Consider the following 15831-nt stretch of genomic DNA (forward strand, 5'->3'; position numbering starts at 1 on the left):
GCGTGCCCGTCGCCGGTGGCCGGTTGGCCGGCCTCACCACCCGCGGCCGCTGCCTCCTCGCGGGCGGCGGGGCCACGGCGGTGTGCGCCGTGGTGCTCGACGAGCGCGACCTGCTGCGCGTCGGCGTCTTCGTCGCGCTGCTGCCGCTGCTGGCGCTGGTCCTGGCCGCACGCACGCGGCGGATCGTCCGCGTCGAGCGCGAGCTCGAGCCCGCCAGGGTGCCGGTCGACGCGGAGGTCTCGGTGGCCGTGGCGCTGCAGGGCGGGGCGCTGCTCGGGGCGCTGCGGCTCGTCGACGCCGTCCCGGACGCCGCGGGGCCGCAGGCCGATGCTCCCCCGCGGTTCACCGTGCACCGGCTCTCCAGCCGCGGCACCGCCGCCCTGACCTACCCGCTGCGCCCGGTGCTGCGCGGCGTGCACCGCGTGGGTCCGCTCACGGGCACGGCGAGCGACCCGCTGGGGCTCGCCGAGTTCGAGCGGGAGCTCGCGGGCCCCGACCGGCTGCTCGTCCTGCCGCGCGTCGTGCCGCTGCGGGGGCTCCCGCCTGCCGTCGGCACCGGTGAGGGCACCCCCGGCGCGGCGCTCGCCCACCAGGGCCAGGGCGCGTCAGACGTCCTGATCCGCCCCTACCGGCAGGGCGACGAGCTGCGCCGCGTCCACTGGCGCAGCTCGGCCCGGCACGACGAGCTGATGGTGCGGCTCGAGGAGCGGCCGTGGCGCGGCGGGATGACGCTGCTGCTCGACCGCCGCGACGCCGCCCACCGCGGGCGCGGCGCCGACTCGAGCCTCGAGTTCGCGGTGAGCCTCGCGGCGAGCGTGTGCGTGCACCTCGTCGGTCGCGGCGAGCCGTTCACGCTGGTCACCGAGGACGGCACCGCGCTCGTGCCGCCCGGCGCCGTCGCGGGGCAGGAACCGCTGCTCGACGCGCTCGCCGCGCTGCGCCCCTCGGCGCGCACCGACCTGAGCGGCCAGGACCTCGCCGCGGGCACCGACGTGCTGGCCGTGCTGGGGGCGCTCGGCCCCGGGCAGGTGGAGGCCCTGCTCGCCCGCAGCAGCGGCGTCGGGCACGCGGTGCTGCTCGACACCGCCACGTGGGACCCGGCCGCCGACCGCGCCCGCGGCTCCGCAGGCGCGCACGCGGCCGCGTTGCGGCGCGCGGGCTGGCGCGTCACCGTGGCGACGGCGGGCACGAGCCCGGCCCGGGTGTGGGACGACCTCGTGCTCGGCGCCGCCCCCGACGCGGTCCGGGTGAGCCTGTCGTGACGCGCTCCGCCAGCCCGCAGCGCACCCGGCGGGACTCCCGCACACCTGCGGTCGAGGTACCGCGCCCCCGCACCCCCGCGCCCACCCCGCCCGAGCCGGAGCCGGAGCCACCGGCGCGGCCCGCCGTGCCCTGGGCCGCGTCCCTCGCCGCCGGCGCCGCCGTCCTGCTCGCGGGTGCCCCCGTCTCCTCCGTCGTGCAGGGCAGCGCCTGGATCCTCCACGCGGTCGCCGCCGTCGCCGCCGTGGTCGCCGCGGGCCTGCTCGCGCACCGCGCCGGTCCGGTCGTCGCCGCGCTCGCCCAGGCCGTGGCCGTCGTGGCAGTGCTCACCGTCTCCTTCGGCGACGGCGCGCTGCTGGGCTTCCTGCCCGGGCCCGCGACGTTCGGCCGGTTCGGGGAGCTCCTCGCCGGGGCCGGTCAGCAGATCGACGCCAGCACGGCGCCCGTCGCCGCCACTCCCGAGATCCACTTCCTCGTCACGGCCGCGTTCGGGCTGCTCGCGCTGGGCGTGCACCTCGCGGCCGTCGTCTCCGTCGCGCCCGCCGCGGCCGGCGTGCCGCTGCTGGCCGTGTTCGCGGTGCCTGCGGCGCTGGCCGACCAGCTGCTGCCGTGGTGGACGATCGTCGGCGCGGCCGCCGGGTTCGGCCTGCTGCTGGTGGCCGCCGGGGGGATGCGGGGCCGGCTGCCCGGCGGTGCCGCGCTCGTGGCCGTGGCCGTCGTGCTGGCGCTCGGCGTCGGCGTGGCCACCCCCTTCATCGGCACGGCGGGGCGCTTCGCGGGCGGCGGCAGCTCGGGCCCCGCGGCCGGCTCGATCGGGCTCACCCCGTTCACCGCCCTGCGCGGCCAGCTCGACCAGGCCGCCCCCGTCGACCTGTTCGAGGTCAGCGGGCTCACCCGGCCCGCCTACCTGCGCGCACTCACGCTGCAGCAGTACGTCCCCGACTCCGGGTGGCAGGCCACGCGCCCGGCCCCCGGGATCCCGCTGCCCGGCCCGGTGCAGCAGCTGCCGGCCGTCCCGGGCGAGTTCGTCGACGTGGAGATCACGAACCTCTCGTTCCGCGACTACTGGCTCCCCCTCTACGGCGAGGTGCTCGACGTCACCGGCGTGCCCGGCGACGAGTGGCTCTACGACGTCGGCACCGGCACCGGGTACACCGGGCGCCCCCGCGAGGAGGACAGCTGGCACCAGCGCGCCGTGCTCCCGATGCCGACGATGCAGGAGCTGCGCGCCAGCCAGGGCATCGAGGGCGTCGGCCTCGAGTACCTCGACACGACCGGCGTCGACCCGCGGGTCGGGCAGATCGCGTCGGAGGTCGTCGGCGGCGCGGGTCCCGGCTTCGACCGGGCCTTCGCCATCCAGAACTGGTTCGCCGGGCCGGGATCCCAGTTCACCTACAGCCTCCAGACCGCACCCGGCGGGGGCGACGACGCCCTCGTCGAGTTCCTGACCGTCGGGCGCACGGGCTACTGCGAGCAGTTCGCCTCCGCGATGGCCGTGATGTTGCGGACGGTCGGCGTGCCGGCGCGGGTCGCCGTCGGGTTCACCGCGGGCTCCGACCGCGGCGACCACCGCACGATCACCACCGCGGACGCGCACGCGTGGGTCGAGGCGTGGTTCCCCCGCATCGGCTGGACCGCCTTCGACCCCACCCCGCTCGACGACGGGCGCGCCATCGACCCGCCCTACGTGCAGGAGGCGCAGGCCGAGCTCGCCGGCAACGAGGTCGAGCCCGCCGAGGAGGCGCCCGTTCCCGAGGAGCTGCCGGGCGAGGCGCAGCAGCCCGAGCCCAGCTCGCCGCAGCCGCAGTCCCAGGAGCCCGCATCCCCGGCGCCGTCGACGGGCCTCGGCATCCCGCTCTGGCCCTTCGGGGCGGCGCTGGTCGTGGTGCTCGCCACCCTCGTGCCCGCCCTCGTCCGGTCCCGGGACCGGCGGCGGCGGCTCTCCGCCGTGGCCGCAGGCGGGCCGGACGCCGCCGGAGCCGGCTGGGACGAGCTGCTGGCCGAGTCGGCCGACCGCGGGGCCGACAGCCCGCCCAGCGACACCGTCCGGGCCGCCGCCCGCCGCCTCGTGCGCGAGCACCGCCTGGACCCGGACGCCCAGCAGGCGCTGCGCGACGTCGTGGGCGCGGTGGAAGCGAGCTGGTACGGCGGCACGCACCCCGCTCCCGGCCGGCTGGACGAGCCCGTGCGCACCGTCGCGGCGGGGATCGCGGCCGGCAGTGCGCTCTCGCTGCGGGGCCGGTTGCTGCCCCGTTCGGTGGTGCAGCGGGCACGGGCGCGGGCGCAGGCGCGTGGCGGCGCGACACCGGAGCGCGAGCGCGCCGAGGTCGTCTCCCAGCGCTGAGACGGGTGACGGACGCCAGAACGGGGTGACGGCGCCGGGACGGGTCCGTGCACCGAGGTGACCGCGGCGTGCCGTGACGGCCCTGGGCGCTCCGGCCGGGCAGCCGACCGACCGCCCGGCGACGCGCCAAGACCCGCCGCCGGGGCCGCGCCCCGCTACGGGTGCGCGATCCGCCCGGGGCGGGTCGTGCCGCTGGGTGCTACTCCTGCTCGAAGCGGCGGCGGAAGCGCTCTTCCATCCGCCCGGTGAACCGGTTCTTGTCGGGCTCGGCGGGCTTCGCCTCCTGCGCCTGCGCGCCGGAGCCCACCGACGTCACGGTGAGCACCGCTCCCCCGAGCATCATCAGGAATCCCACGACGCTGAGCACCGGGAAGCTGCCCAGCCACAGCTGGGGCACGGCGACACCCACGACGAGCAGCACGAGGCCGACGACGAACAGCGCCACGCCCTGGAGCCGACGGCGGCGCGTGGGTTTGCGCAACCGCCCACCGCGGACGGTCGACGCGAACTTCGGGTCCTCGGCGTAGAGCGCGCGCTCGATCTGTTCGAGCAGCCGCTGCTCGTGCTCGGAGAGGGCCACGGCTTCACCTCCGGCACTGGTCATCCTGTCGGGTCATCTTCCATGGTGCCGGAACGACGCGACGAGCGCCCAGGCTGGGCGTCTAGTGCAGAGGATACGAGTCGGAGGGCCCGGCGACCACCCGGACTCGTCGAGCGGACGGGTCGATCTTCCCCGGACCGTGTGCGCGGACCGTGGCGACAGGCGGTTCGCGATCACCCGGACGACGTCATCGCTGGTATGAGGGGTACCGCGGCGGCAGGCCGGGCGCGTGCGCACAGCACGTGCCGACCTCATCACACCCGGTTGGACGAGCAGGATGGCGTCGGTGTCCGGAGCGTGACGATCAGCAGGCCACGGCGCGACCGCGCTCGCGCGCCGCGGTCTCAGCGCCGGCGGGCCAGCGCGTGCAGCCGTGCGGCGACGTCCAGCAGCGGTGTGGCCGCCGCGGCCAGGTTCTCCAGCTCGGTCACCTCGCGCACCGTCGCCGGGCCGCCGTCGCGCACCGACCCCGGCGTCCAGCCCTCGAGCACGCCGTCGCCCTGCAGCACCTCCACCTGCAGGTCCCCGCTCGCTTCCACGAGCGCGCGCAGCGCGGCGGCGTCCAGGCGCCTGCGCAGGGCGTCGTCCGGGCCGAACCGCCCGTCGGGGTCGGTGAGCACCGCCCGCGCCTCGCCGAGCCGGCCGGCGAGCGTGCGCGAGAGGACCGCGGCGAAACGGCCCGCGACGAGCACGGAGACGGCACCGCCCCGCACGGTCGCGGCCGTGAGCGCGGCGAGGGCGGCGGCCGCGTCGTCGACGACCTCGAGGAGGCCGTGACCCAGCACCAGGTCGGCCCCGCCGGCGGGCGCGACGTCCGCGAGCGCGTCGACGTCGCCCTGCACCGGGGTGACGAGCTCGTGCACGCCGGCGTCCCGGGCCCGGCGGTGCAGGGCCGCGAGGGCGTTGGGGCTGTAGTCGACGACGGTGACCGCGCAGCCCAGCCGGGCGAGCGGCACCGCCCACGCCCCGCTGCCACCACCGACGTCCAGCACGCGGGGTGCGCGCTCCGGTGTCCGGTCGCGCACCCGCGACACCTCGGCCGTGATCGCCCGGTGGACGGGGCCACCACCGGCGACGCCGGGAACCTCCCCCGTCGGACCACTCAGCATGCTCGCCTCACGGCGGCAGCGTAGAGCGTGCGGCCGATCACGGGGCACGGCCGGGCGTTCACCGGAAAGGGGGTAGGTTGGCGCCGTGCTGGTGGTGGCCACATTGAGCCTGAAGGGCGGGGTCGGCAAGACCACCGTCGCACTCGGGCTGGCCGGGGCCGCCCAGCAACACGGCGTGCGCACGCTGCTGGTGGACCTCGATCCACAGGCCAACTCGACGATCGCCCTCGACACCGCGCCCACCACGGCCACCGTGGCCGACGTGCTGGACGAGCCGCGCCGCTCCGTGCTGCACCGCGCGATCGCCCCCAGCGGGTGGGGCGACGGGCTCGACGTCCTGGTGGGCGCCGAGCAGACCGAGCGCCACAACAACCCCGACCCCAGCCCCAAGCAGCTGGGCCGGTTGCGCCGCGCCCTGCAGCGCCTCGTGGAGCACGACGGGCTGCTCGGCGACGCGGTGGACCCCGACGACGGCGGCGAGGACCCCTACCGGCTGGTGATCATCGACTGCCCGCCGTCGCTGGGACAGCTGACCCGCAGCGCACTGGCCGCCGCGCACCGCGCCGTGCTCGTGACGGATCCGACGATGTTCGCCGTGTCCGGGGTGCAACGCGCCTTCGACGCCGTGCAGACCGAGCGCCAGCGCGGCAACTCCGAGCTGCAGCCGCTCGGTGTGCTCATCAACCGCGTGCGCCCCCGCAACACCGAGCACGAGTTCCGCATCGGCGAGCTGCGCGAGCTGTTCGGCCCGCTGGTGCTCACCGGTGTGCTCCCGGACCGTTCGGCGATCCAGCAGGCCCAGGGCGCGTGCCTGCCGATCCAACGCTGGGACACCCCCGGCGCCCGCGAGGCGTCCGCGGTGTTCACTCTGCTGCTCGGCCGGGTGCTGCGCAGCGAGCGGGCCCGCCGCGACGGCGCCGCCCCCGACGCCGCCCCCATCGCCCCACCCGCCACCCGCTGACCGCGGAGGCCACGCCGGCGCGCGGCGCTCAGCGCAGCGGCACCGACGCCGTGACGATGCCGACGAACTGCTCGGCCTGCCGCAGCAGGTCATCGGCATCGCGACGGCCGACGAGCCGGGCGATGCCGGCCTCGGCCGCAGCGCGCGTGTCGGAGCAGGACGCGAAGAACAGCGCCCACTCCGCGAACTCGGGCGCGACCTCGGCGAGCAGCTGCCAGACGTTGCGCGTGGACCCCCGCCGCGGGCGGGGCCGGGCGCGCACCGCGAGCACGGCGGCCCCGGCCCGCAGCGCGGCGAGGTACGCCGCCGGGTAACGCAGCAGCGGGTCGTCGACGCGGTGGGCCTCGGCGAGCCCGTCGGCGGCCTGGCGCAGCAGGCCGAGCGCCGCGCGCGAGGTGGGCGCAGGCGCCGCGCGCGGGGCCGGCCGCGCCGGGGCGGGACCGGCACCGGCGGCCCGCGACCGCGGCGCGACGGGGGTGCGCGGCTGCGGCACCCGTGCCGGGGCCGCGGACCTGCCGCCGGTCCTGCCGTTGGTCGTGGCCCTGCCGTTGGTCGTGGCGGTCGTCATCATCGCCTCCCGAGGTCTCTCACTCCGCAACCCGCACGAGGTCCCACACCCCGGGGCCGGCGCGCATGCGCAACACGAACTCGTGGGCCGGAGCCTCCGGCTCCCCCGCCGACCGGGCGACGACCCGCCAGCAGCGCATCCGGTCGCCCCCGACCGGCATCGGGGACGGGAACGGCCATGGCGACTCCTCGATCCAGCGCTCCCGCACGTCGGTGACGAGGTAGCGCGGGCTGCGGCGCATCGGCCTGCGCTGGAACTCGACGGGCTCGCCGTCCTGCCACCGCACCTGGACGGGAGTCGGCTGGCGCGATCCGAACAGGCTGAACGGGCTCATCGCACCGCCTCGCCGACGCTCGGCCGGAACCGCGCGGCTGCTCCGGACCGTGACCTCACCAGCTCGTTCACCGGCATACGCTCCTCCCGACCGGTTCCGCCGCACCCGGTGGCGGGGCGCTTCCCCCGCCCCACCGACCGGGGCGTCGAGATCGAACACATGTTCGATCGATGTCCAGTACAGCGCTCTCCGCCCTCCACGTCAAGTCCGGGGCACCGGAGCGGGACTCGCGGCGCCGGACGTGGTGTGATGGACGGGTGACCAGGGCACCGGCGCGCCAGCTCGTCCAGCTCGGGCCGGACGACCTCGCCGACCGGCTCACCGAGGCGCTGCACGTCTACGTGGCGGCGATGGGCTATCCCCCCAGCACGGCCCGGCACCGGCGCACGCTCTGGCTGGAGCACGTCCAGCGACCGGGGTGGCGGGCGGTCGGCTGGGTGGACGCCGCCGACACGCTCCTCGGCATCGCCTACGGGTACACCGGCGGACCGGGTCAGTGGTGGTACCAGGAGGTGCGCCGCGGGCTGCTCCCCGCAGGTCCGGACGCCCAGCTCTGGCTGCACGACTACTTCGAGCTCACCGAGCTGCACGTCCGCCCGGACGCCCAGGGTCACGGGCTCGGTGAGTCGCTGCTGCGCGCGCTGCTGGCCGGCGTGCCCAGCTCGCGCGTCCTGCTCTCCACGCCGGAGTACGGCACCGACGCGCCCGGCCGCGCCTGGCGCCTCTACCGCCGGGCGGGATTCCAGGACGTGCTGCGCCAGCACCGCTTCACCGGTGACGCCCGCCCCTTCGCGGTGCTCGGCCGCCACCTCCCCCTCGAGACCCACTGAGCAGGATTCGCATGACGAACGGCACTCTCGTCGGCTAGGCACCGACGAGAGTGCCGTTCGTCGGGGTGGGAGACCGTCCTGCACGTGCACGATCGAGGTCGCCGCTGCGCGGCGGCGCGGGAGGCGTCGGTGGGGTTTGGCACGATGCACGCGTGCCGACCACCGCCTCCCGCCACCGCGTCCTGTCGCTGCTGCTCGTGCTGCTGGTGGCCACCGTCGCGCTGAGCGGGTGCGCGCGGGTGCGCGCCGCGCTCGCGGTGCAGCCCGACGACACCGTCACCGGGCAGATCGTCGTGGCCACCCCGGAGACCGGCCCGGACGACCCGGGGCCGCCGATCACGCTGCCCCCGGACCTGGAGTCCCGGGTCGACGTCTCGGAGTACCGGCAGGACGGCTACGCGGGATCGGTCCTGCGCTTCGACGGGCTGGATTTCGCCCAGATGGGCGAGCTGATCGGGGCGGCGGGCCCCGGGCGCGACGCGGTCCGGTTCGAGATGCGCCGGGCCGGCAGCCGCGTGCTGGTGAACGGCGCCGTGGACCTCACCACGGTGGCCGTCGACCGGGCCGACTTCCAGCTCAAGATGGGCTTCCCCGGCCAGGTGCTGGAGTCCAACGGCGACGGCGACTCCAGCGAGGTGAGCTGGACCTTCACCCCGGGCGAGGTGGGCGACTTCTCCGCGGTCGTGGCCTACCCCGACCCGGGCGCACCGTCACCGGTCAACTGGACGCTGGGGCTGTTCGCCATCGTGGCGCTCGCCTCGGGTGCGGTGGTGCTGCTGGCCCACCGCACCCGCAACCCGCCGGTCAGCCACTGACGGGGGTCACCCACCGACGGGCGCGGCGTCCACCAGCTCGTCGCGGCGGGCGCCCAGCCCGAGTCGCCGCACCAGCTCCACGGTGGCCGTGGACCGGTTCAGCGTGTAGAAGTGCAGGCCGCGCACGCCCTCCTCGAGCAGGCGGCTGCACATCTCGGCGGTGACGTCCATCCCGGCGGCCCGGAACGCGGTCGGGTCGTCGGAGTAGCGCTCCATCCGCTCGACGAGGGCGGGCGGCAGCGGCGCGCCCGAGAGCTCCGGGCCGCGGCGCAGCGTGCGCACCGTGGTGAGCGGCATGATCCCGGGCAGCAACGGCACCTCGCAGCCTGCCGCGGCCATCCGGTCGCGCAGCCGCAGGAAGCCCTCGGGCTCGAGGAACAGCTGGCTGATCGCGAAGTCTGCGCCCGCGCGAACCTTGGCGACGAGCCGGGCCAGGTCGGCCTCGGGGCCCGGGGAGCGCGGGTGCCCGTACGGGAAGGCCGCCACCCCCACGCAGAAGTCGCCCAGCCTGCGCACCAGCCGCACGAGCTCGTCGGCGTAGGTGAGGCCCTCCGGGTGGGCCACCCACTCGCCCAGCGGGTCGCCGGGCGGGTCGCCGCGCACCGCGAGGACGTTGGGGATCCCCGCGGCGGCGTACGCCCCGATCACCTGCCGCAGCTCGGCCACCGAGTGCGAGACGGCCGTGAGGTGGGCCATCGGCACGAGCGTCGTGTCGGTGGCGATCCGCGCGGTGGTGCGGATCGTGCGGTCCCGGCTGGAGCCGCCGGCGCCGTAGGTGACGGAGACGAACGCGGGGTCCAGCGGTTCGAGGCGGCGGATCGCGCGCCACAGCTCGGCCTCACCGGCCTCGTCCTTGGGTGGGAAGAACTCCACCGAGAAGACGGGCCGGTCGCCGCGGATCCGCTGGGTGACCTTCACGCCGTGCAGCGTAGTCGGGTGCTCCGCGCTCCCGCCTCCGCTCCGCTCCGGCGAGCTCGCGGGCCTGGTCGGCCGCAGCCACCGCGCCGGATGCCGCTCCCGCCGTTAGGCTCGCCCCCGTGGCCCGCTCACGAGGACCTCGGCTCCCCTGCCCACGACGTGCCCGGACGGGGCACGTGAGCGAGCGCCGGCGAGCGAACCATCGACACCGCGCCCGCGCGAGCGTCGGCGGGGGCGGGGGCGGGCGATGAGCCGCGCGGGGGCGGTGCGGGGCGACGCCTCGACACCGGGTGGTCCGACGGCCCGCGCAGCGGGCGCACCCGCCGACGGGCCGCCCGACGACGCCGGGCTCGTCGCCGCGGTCGAGGCCGCGCTCACGACCTACCTCGACGCCCGCACCGCCGAAGCCGCGGGCATCGACCCGGCGTTCGGCGAGGCGGCCGAGGCGCTCGCCTCGTTCGTCCTCGGCGGCGGGAAGCGGGTGCGGCCGACGTTCGCGTGGTGGGGCTGGCGCGGCGCGGGCGGCGTTGTCGAGTCGCCGGAAGCGCTCGCCGTGCTGCGGGCGATCAGCGCCCTGGAGCTCATCCAGGCGTGCGCGCTCGTCCACGACGACCTGATGGACGCCTCGGCCACCCGGCGCGGCCGGCCCACGGTCCACGTCGAGTTCGCCCGAAGGCACGCCGCGGCGCGCTGGCGCGGGCAGCCTGCGCGCTTCGGGGCCGCCGCGGCGATCCTGCTGGGCGACCTCGCACTCTCCTGGGCCGACGACATGATGCACGCCGCGGGCCTGTCCCCGGCGGCGGAGCGGCGGGCGGCGCCCGCGTGGCGCGCGATGCGCACCGAGGTGCTCGGCGGGCAGTACCTCGACGTGCTGCACCAGTCCACCGGCGACACCTCGGCCCGCGCCGCCCTGCAGATCGACCGCTACAAGACCGCCGCGTACACCGTCGAGCGCCCGCTGCACCTGGGCGCCGCCATCGCCGACGCGCCGGCCGAGCTGGTGGCCGCGTACCGGCGCTTCGGCGCCGACATCGGCGTCGCGTTCCAGCTCCGCGACGACCTGCTGGGCGTGTTCGGCGACCCGGCCGTCACCGGCAAGCCCGCGGGCGACGACCTGCGCGAGGGCAAGCGCACGCTGCTCGTGGCGCTCGCCGTGGAACGCGCGGAGCAGCGGGGCAGGCCGGAGGCGCGCGACGCGATCCTCGACGCGGTCGGTGACCCGAGGCTGGACGCCGACGGCGTCGACCGGGTGCGCGGCCTGCTCACCGAGCTCGGCGCCGTGCAGGCGGTGGAGCAGCGGATCGCGGCGCTCACCGGCTCGGCACTCGACGCGCTGTCCGCCGCCGACGTCGCCGAGCCGGCCGCGGCGCAGCTCGCCGAGCTGGCCGTCACGGCGACGCGGCGCCGGAGTTGACCCACCGGGTCCCGGGGCGCACCGACCACGTGGTGGTCGTCGGCGCCGGGCTCGCCGGGCTGTCCGCCGCGCTGCACCTGCTCGGCGCGGGCCGGCGGGTCACGGTCCTGGAACGCGAGGAGCACCCCGGCGGCCGGGCCGGACGGCTCGACCTGCACACCGTCCGCGGGACCTACCGGGTGGACACCGGGCCGACCGTGCTGACGATGCCCGACCTGCTCGACGAGGCGTTCGCCGCCGTCGGCGAGAAGGTGCAGGAGCGCCTCGACCTCGTCGCGCTCGACCCCGCCTACCGCGCGCGCTTCGCCGACGGCTCCACGATCGACGTGCACACCGACGGCGAGGCGATGGCCGAGGAGGTCCGGGCGGTGTGCGGGCCGCGGGCCGCGCAGGGGTACGTGCGGATGCGCGACTGGCTCACGCAGCTCTACCGCGCCGAGATCGACTCGTTCATCGGCGCCAACCTCGACTCGCCGCTCGACCTGCTCGGCCGGGACCTGGTGCGGCTGGCCCGGCTCGGCGGCTTCGGCAGGCTCGGCCCGCGGGTGGCGCGGATGCTGCCCGACGAGCGGCTGCAGCGGATCTTCTCCTTCCAGGCCCTGTACGCGGGGGTGCCGCCGCACCGCGCGCTCGGCGCGTACGGCGTGATCGCCTACATGGACACGATCGGCGGCGTCTTCTTCCCCCGCGGGGGGATGCGCCAGGTCGGGCGGGCCATGGCCGACGCGGCCGTCGAGGCCGGCGCCGAGATCGTCCACGGGCGCGTCGCCACCGGGCTCGAACGCCGCGGTGGGCGGGTCACCGCGGTCCGGCACGAGGGCGTGGCGGGCGGCGACAGCGACCGGCTGCCCTGCGACGCGGTGGTGCTCACCCCGGACCTCCCCGTCGTGCACCGCCTCGTCGGCCGGGCGCCGCGCCGGCCGGTGCCGCTGCGGTGGTCCCCCAGTGCGGTGGTGCTGCACGCGGGCCTGCGCCGGGCCCGCCCGGACCTCGCCCACCACACGATCTCGTTCGGGACGGCGTGGCGGCGCACGTTCCGCGAGATCATCGACGACGGCCGGCTCATGAGCGACCCGTCGCTGCTGGTCACCCGGCCCACCGCCACCGACCCCGCGCTGGCGCCCGTGGGTGCGGACCTGCTGTTCGTGCTGGCGCCCTGCCCCAACCTCGAACGGGGCCGCATCGACTGGGCCCGCGTCGGACCGGCCTACCGCGACGAGCTGCTCGGCGTCCTCGCCGACCGGGGGCTGGACGTGGCGGGCGAGGTCGAGGTGTCCCACCTCGTGACGCCCGCCGACTGGGCCGCGGCGGGCCACGCCGCGGGCACCCCGTTCTCCGCGGCCCACACGTTCGCGCAGACCGGCCCCTTCCGGCCGCGCAACCTCGTCCGCGGGCTGTCCAACGCGGTGCTCGCAGGCTGCGGCACCACTCCCGGCGTCGGGATCCCGCCGGTGTTGATCTCCGGTCGGCTGGCGGCCGAGCGCGTCACGGGGCCGCTCCCGCGGGGGCGCAGGGTACCCACAGGCTCGTGACACGAGGCATGCGAGCATGGATCGCGTCATGAAGCCACCACCACCGGTCGACGGGCCGACGCTCCCCGACGCGGCAGCGGAGCGCGCACCCGCCCAGGACGACGCGCCCACGGTGCGCGACGCGCTGCCCGCCGCGGCCCCCGACCAGCCCGCCACCGAGCCGCGGTCCTGGCGGGACCGCTTCGGGCGGCCGCCCCGCGGCCCCCTGCTGCTCGGTCTCGCCGCGTCCCTGCTGATGGTCGTCGGCGGCTTCGGCGCGGGCGGCGTCCTGGTCCACGACCCGCTGCTGTCGAACTCGCCGCTGGGCTTCTGGCGCTACGGCCACGGTCGCGAACTGGCCGCCTTCACCGTCTACGCCGGTGTCGCGCTGATGGTGTGGGCGTGGGTGCGCCTGGGCCGCGACGTGCTGGCCCACCGCATCGGCGGACGGGCCGTCCTCACCGTGGCGTGCGTGTGGACCGCGCCGATGCTGGTGTCGCCCCCGCTCTTCACCCGGGACGTCTACAGCTACCTCGCGCAGGGCGGGCTGCCGCTGGCCGGCTTCGACCCCTACGCGGTGGGCCCCGAGGCGATGCCGGGGCTCTTCGCCGACAACGTCCACTACTTCTGGCAGGACACCCCCGCGCCGTACGGGCCGCTGTTCATCCTGATCGCCAAGTTCGTGGCCTGGCTGACCGGCGACGCGATGATCCTCGGCGTCATCCTGATGCGGCTCGCGCTCCTGCCGGGGCTGCTGCTGCTGATCTGGGCCCTGCCGGAGCTGACCCGGCGTCTCGGCGGGCGCGTCCCGGTGGCGCTGTGGGTGGCCGTGGCCAACCCGCTGATGGTCATCCACCTCGTCGGTGGGGGCCACAACGACCTGCTCGTGGTCGGCCTGCTCGCCGCGGGCTCGCTGGTCGCGCTGCGGGGCGGGCACATCGGCGGGATCGCGATGGTCACCGCCGCGATGGCGGTCAAGGCGAGCGCCGCCGTGGCCCTGCCGTTCCTCGTGCTGGTGTGGGCGGCCCACCTGGCCGGTTCGCAGCGGGTCCGGATCGCGAAGGCCACCGCGGCGGGCGTGGGTGTGTTCCTGGTGGTGTTCGCGGCCTGCACGGTGGCCGCCGGCGTCGGGCTCGGCTGGCTTCCCGCCCTCAGCGCACCGTCGATGATCGTGAACTGGATGTCGATCCCCACGGCGGTCGGGCAGTTCACGCACACCCTCGTGGCCAACCTCGTGAACGTGCCGATGCAGCCGTTCATCAACGTCGCCCGTGCGCTCGGCGGGCTCCTGCTGGCCTACATCGCCGTCACGCAGTGGTGGGCGGCCCGGGACGGCGGGCCCGATGCCGTGCGCCGGGCCGGGATCGTGCTGCTGGCCGTCGCCGTGCTCTCCCCCGCCACCCTGCCGTGGTACGTGAGCTGGGGCATGGCGCTGCTCGCGGCGGCGGCGTGGACCGTGCGCGGCCTGACCGTCACCGTGTTCCTCTCGGTGATGCTCACGATCGCGTACTACTCCCACGGCGAGGACGCCCTCTACGACGGGCCCTACCTCCTGACGTGGGCCCTGGTGGCCGTCCTCGCCGCGGTGTCGCTGCGACGGCCGGACCCGCTGCGGCTCTCCGCGGGCGCCCGCCGGCGTCCCCGGGAGGCGTCCGAGCCGGTGCCCGCCGGTGCCGAGCCCGGGGCGCGCTGAGCTCGACGCCGCCGGCGTCACCGATCCGGGGCTGCGGGCCGCCTACGCCACCTGCCGCGCCCTGAACGCCCACCACGGCCGCACGTACTTCCTGGCCACCCGCCTGCTCCCGCCGGAGCGGCGGCCGGCCGTGCACGCCCTCTACGGGTTCGCGCGCTTCGCCGACGAGATCGTCGACGACCTGCGCGACGGGCGGCCCGCCCCCGACCGGGCCGCGCGGCTGGACGCGCTGGACGCCGAGCTCCGCCAGGCGCTGGCGGGCGGCCCCGCCGCCCACCCGGTGCTCGCCGCGGTGGCCGACACGGCCCGGCGCTTCACGATCGACCCTGCGCACTTCACCGCGTTCATGACGTCGATGCGGATGGACACCGAGGTCACCGACTACGCCACGTTCGACGACCTCGCCGTCTACGTCCACGGTTCGGCCGCCGTGATCGGGCTGCAGATGCTCCCGGTACTGGGCACGACGGTGCCGCGCGCCGAGGCCGAGGCCCCGGCGGCCGCGCTGGGCGTCGCGTTCCAGATCACCAACTTCCTGCGCGACGTCGGCGAGGACCTCGACCGCGGCCGCATCTACCTGCCCGCCGCCGAGCTGGCCGCGTTCGGCGTCGACCGGGAGCTGCTCACCTGGTGCCGGCGCACGCGTCGGCAGGACCCCCGGGTCCGCCGGGCCCTCGCGCACCTCGTGGCGCACACGCGGGCGGTCTACCGGCGCGCGGCCCCGGGCGTCGGCATGCTGGAGCCGGTCTCCCGGGCCTGCGTGGCGTGCGCGTTCACCCTCTACCGGGGCATCCTCGACGAGATCGAGTCCGCCGGGTACGACGTCCTGCACCGCCGCGTGTCGGTCCCGGCCCGCACCCGCGCCGCCGTGGCCGTCCCCGGCCTGGTCCGCGCCCTCGCCGCCCGCGCCCGCACCTGACGCCGCGCGCGACTCACCCTGTCGAGACGGGAGACTCACCCGGACGAAACGGGAGACTCGCGCTCTGAGGGCGCGAGTCTCCCGTCCGGACAGCGCGAGTCTCCCGTCCGGACGGGGTGAGTCTCCCGTTCGGCCTCCGGGTCAGAAGGCCATGGCCTGGGCTCGGCGCTTGACCTCCCGGTGCCGGCCCGCGCGCAGGGAGGCGACCGGCGTGCCGGGCAGCGAGTCGTCCTCCTCGAACAGCCAGCGCAGGATGTCGGGGTCGGCGTAGCCGCCGTCGCGCAGCACGGTGATCGTCCCGGCCAGACCCTTGATCACCACGCCGTCCTCGCCCAGGAAGTCGGCCGGGACGACGACCTCGCCCTCGCGCCGGAAGGACAACAGCTGGCCGTCCTTGACGAGCTGGTGCACCCGTGACACGGGTTGGTCCAACCGCTGGGCGACCTCCGCGACGGGGAGCGTCGCAACATCCTCGGACAGCCCGAACACCTCGTTCACGGGGCGATAGCCTGCCACAGGCGCGGCGCGTCGGAGAAGGCTGCACCGCAGCGGTA

The 15831-nt window shown here is 76.5% G+C and carries 15 protein-coding genes; 9 read left to right on the forward strand and 6 right to left on the reverse strand.

All coding sequences use genetic code 11. The features are described 5' to 3' along the window. Window positions 1-2 precede the first annotated feature (2 nt). Both FB558_RS04190 and FB558_RS04195 read left to right on the forward strand, forming a co-directional pair. Window positions 3-1262 carry a DUF58 domain-containing protein gene (locus FB558_RS04190; protein ID WP_142048266.1) on the forward strand — a complete coding sequence of 420 codons (1260 nt, stop codon included), beginning with the start codon at window positions 3-5 and terminating at the stop codon, window positions 1260-1262. Next, complete coding sequence (locus FB558_RS04195) at window positions 1259-3604, forward strand: transglutaminase TgpA family protein (RefSeq protein ID WP_142048268.1); 2346 nt, start codon at window positions 1259-1261, stop codon at window positions 3602-3604. Before FB558_RS04190 ends, FB558_RS04195 begins: the two co-directional genes overlap by 4 nt. 199 nt (window positions 3605-3803) lie before the next feature. Here FB558_RS04195 and FB558_RS04200 read toward each other — a convergent pair whose 3' ends face one another. Continuing rightward, a complete protein-coding gene (locus tag FB558_RS04200) occupies window positions 3804-4184 on the reverse strand; it encodes a DUF3040 domain-containing protein (protein WP_142048270.1) in 381 nt (126 codons plus the stop codon). A 365-nt stretch (window positions 4185-4549) separates the two neighbouring features. Beyond that, complete coding sequence (locus FB558_RS04205) at window positions 4550-5314, reverse strand: class I SAM-dependent methyltransferase (RefSeq protein WP_142048272.1); 765 nt, start codon at window positions 5312-5314, stop codon at window positions 4550-4552. 85 nt (window positions 5315-5399) lie between these two features. On the opposite strand from FB558_RS04205, the gene FB558_RS04210 reads away from it, so the two are divergent. Continuing rightward, complete coding sequence (locus FB558_RS04210) at window positions 5400-6275, forward strand: ParA family protein (RefSeq protein ID WP_142048274.1); 876 nt, start codon at window positions 5400-5402, stop codon at window positions 6273-6275. A 28-nt stretch (window positions 6276-6303) separates the two neighbouring features. Here the strand turns inward: FB558_RS04210 and FB558_RS04215 are convergent, their stop codons facing one another. Then, a complete protein-coding gene (locus FB558_RS04215) occupies window positions 6304-6843 on the reverse strand; it encodes an SAV_6107 family HEPN domain-containing protein (protein WP_142048276.1) in 540 nt (179 codons plus the stop codon). 19 nt (window positions 6844-6862) lie between these two features. Beyond that, a complete protein-coding gene (locus FB558_RS04220) occupies window positions 6863-7177 on the reverse strand; it encodes a hypothetical protein (protein WP_142048278.1) in 315 nt (104 codons plus the stop codon). Between the two features lie 257 nt (window positions 7178-7434). Between FB558_RS04220 and FB558_RS04225 the strand changes: the two genes are divergently transcribed. After that, entirely contained in the window at window positions 7435-8007 is a 573-nt protein-coding gene (locus FB558_RS04225; protein ID WP_246106243.1) for a GNAT family N-acetyltransferase, read from the forward strand. A 152-nt stretch (window positions 8008-8159) separates the two neighbouring features. Beyond that, window positions 8160-8822, forward strand: coding sequence for an LppM family (lipo)protein (locus FB558_RS04230; RefSeq protein ID WP_142048282.1), 663 nt, complete (start codon window positions 8160-8162; stop codon window positions 8820-8822). Window positions 8823-8828: 6 nt separating this feature from the next. Here FB558_RS04230 and metF read toward each other — a convergent pair whose 3' ends face one another. Beyond that, window positions 8829-9740 carry a methylenetetrahydrofolate reductase [NAD(P)H] gene (gene metF, locus FB558_RS04235; RefSeq protein ID WP_142048284.1) on the reverse strand — a complete coding sequence of 304 codons (912 nt, stop codon included), beginning with the start codon at window positions 9738-9740 and terminating at the stop codon, window positions 8829-8831. Between the two features lie 247 nt (window positions 9741-9987). Here metF and FB558_RS04240 point away from each other — a divergent pair, with 247 nt between their 5' ends. Genes FB558_RS04240 through FB558_RS04255 form a run of 4 tightly spaced genes read left to right on the forward strand, consistent with a single transcriptional unit; the run spans window position 9988 to window position 15277 of the window. Then, window positions 9988-11154, forward strand: a complete 1167-nt coding sequence (locus FB558_RS04240) for a polyprenyl synthetase family protein (RefSeq protein WP_142048286.1) — start codon at window positions 9988-9990, stop codon at window positions 11152-11154. After that, window positions 11151-12686: a phytoene desaturase family protein gene (crtI, locus tag FB558_RS04245; protein ID WP_142048288.1), complete on the forward strand. Its 1536-nt coding sequence runs from the start codon at window positions 11151-11153 to the stop codon at window positions 12684-12686. Before FB558_RS04240 ends, crtI begins: the two co-directional genes overlap by 4 nt. Window positions 12687-12714: 28 nt before the next feature. Next, complete coding sequence (gene mptB, locus FB558_RS04250) at window positions 12715-14358, forward strand: polyprenol phosphomannose-dependent alpha 1,6 mannosyltransferase MptB (RefSeq protein WP_246106244.1); 1644 nt, start codon at window positions 12715-12717, stop codon at window positions 14356-14358. Then, the gene (locus FB558_RS04255; protein ID WP_142048290.1) at window positions 14336-15277 is read left to right on the forward strand and encodes a phytoene/squalene synthase family protein; all 942 of its coding nucleotides are present in this window, start codon (window positions 14336-14338) and stop codon (window positions 15275-15277) included. The genes mptB and FB558_RS04255 overlap by 23 nt, the downstream gene beginning before the upstream one ends. 141 nt (window positions 15278-15418) lie before the next feature. Here the strand turns inward: FB558_RS04255 and FB558_RS04260 are convergent, their stop codons facing one another. Further along, window positions 15419-15775, reverse strand: coding sequence for an Rv2175c family DNA-binding protein (locus FB558_RS04260; protein ID WP_142048292.1), 357 nt, complete (start codon window positions 15773-15775; stop codon window positions 15419-15421). Window positions 15776-15831: the final 56 nt, after the last annotated feature.

Origin of the sequence: Pseudonocardia kunmingensis (assembly GCF_006716445.1) — a bacterium.
GTDB classification, from domain to species: Bacteria; Actinomycetota; Actinomycetes; order Mycobacteriales; family Pseudonocardiaceae; genus Pseudonocardia; species Pseudonocardia kunmingensis.

Bases quoted from the DNA above. Each gene is read 5' to 3' on its own strand.
- mptB (WP_246106244.1), top strand. From the start codon at position 12,715: ATGAAGCCACCACCACCGGTCGACGGGCCGACGCTCCCCGACGCGGCA.
- FB558_RS04205 (WP_142048272.1), bottom strand. From the start codon at position 5,314: ATGCTGAGTGGTCCGACGGGGGAGGTTCCCGGCGTCGCCGGTGGTGGC.
- FB558_RS04215 (WP_142048276.1), bottom strand. From the start codon at position 6,843: ATGACGACCGCCACGACCAACGGCAGGGCCACGACCAACGGCAGGACC.
- FB558_RS04220 (WP_142048278.1), bottom strand. From the start codon at position 7,177: ATGAGCCCGTTCAGCCTGTTCGGATCGCGCCAGCCGACTCCCGTCCAG.
- FB558_RS04240 (WP_142048286.1), top strand. From the start codon at position 9,988: ATGAGCCGCGCGGGGGCGGTGCGGGGCGACGCCTCGACACCGGGTGGT.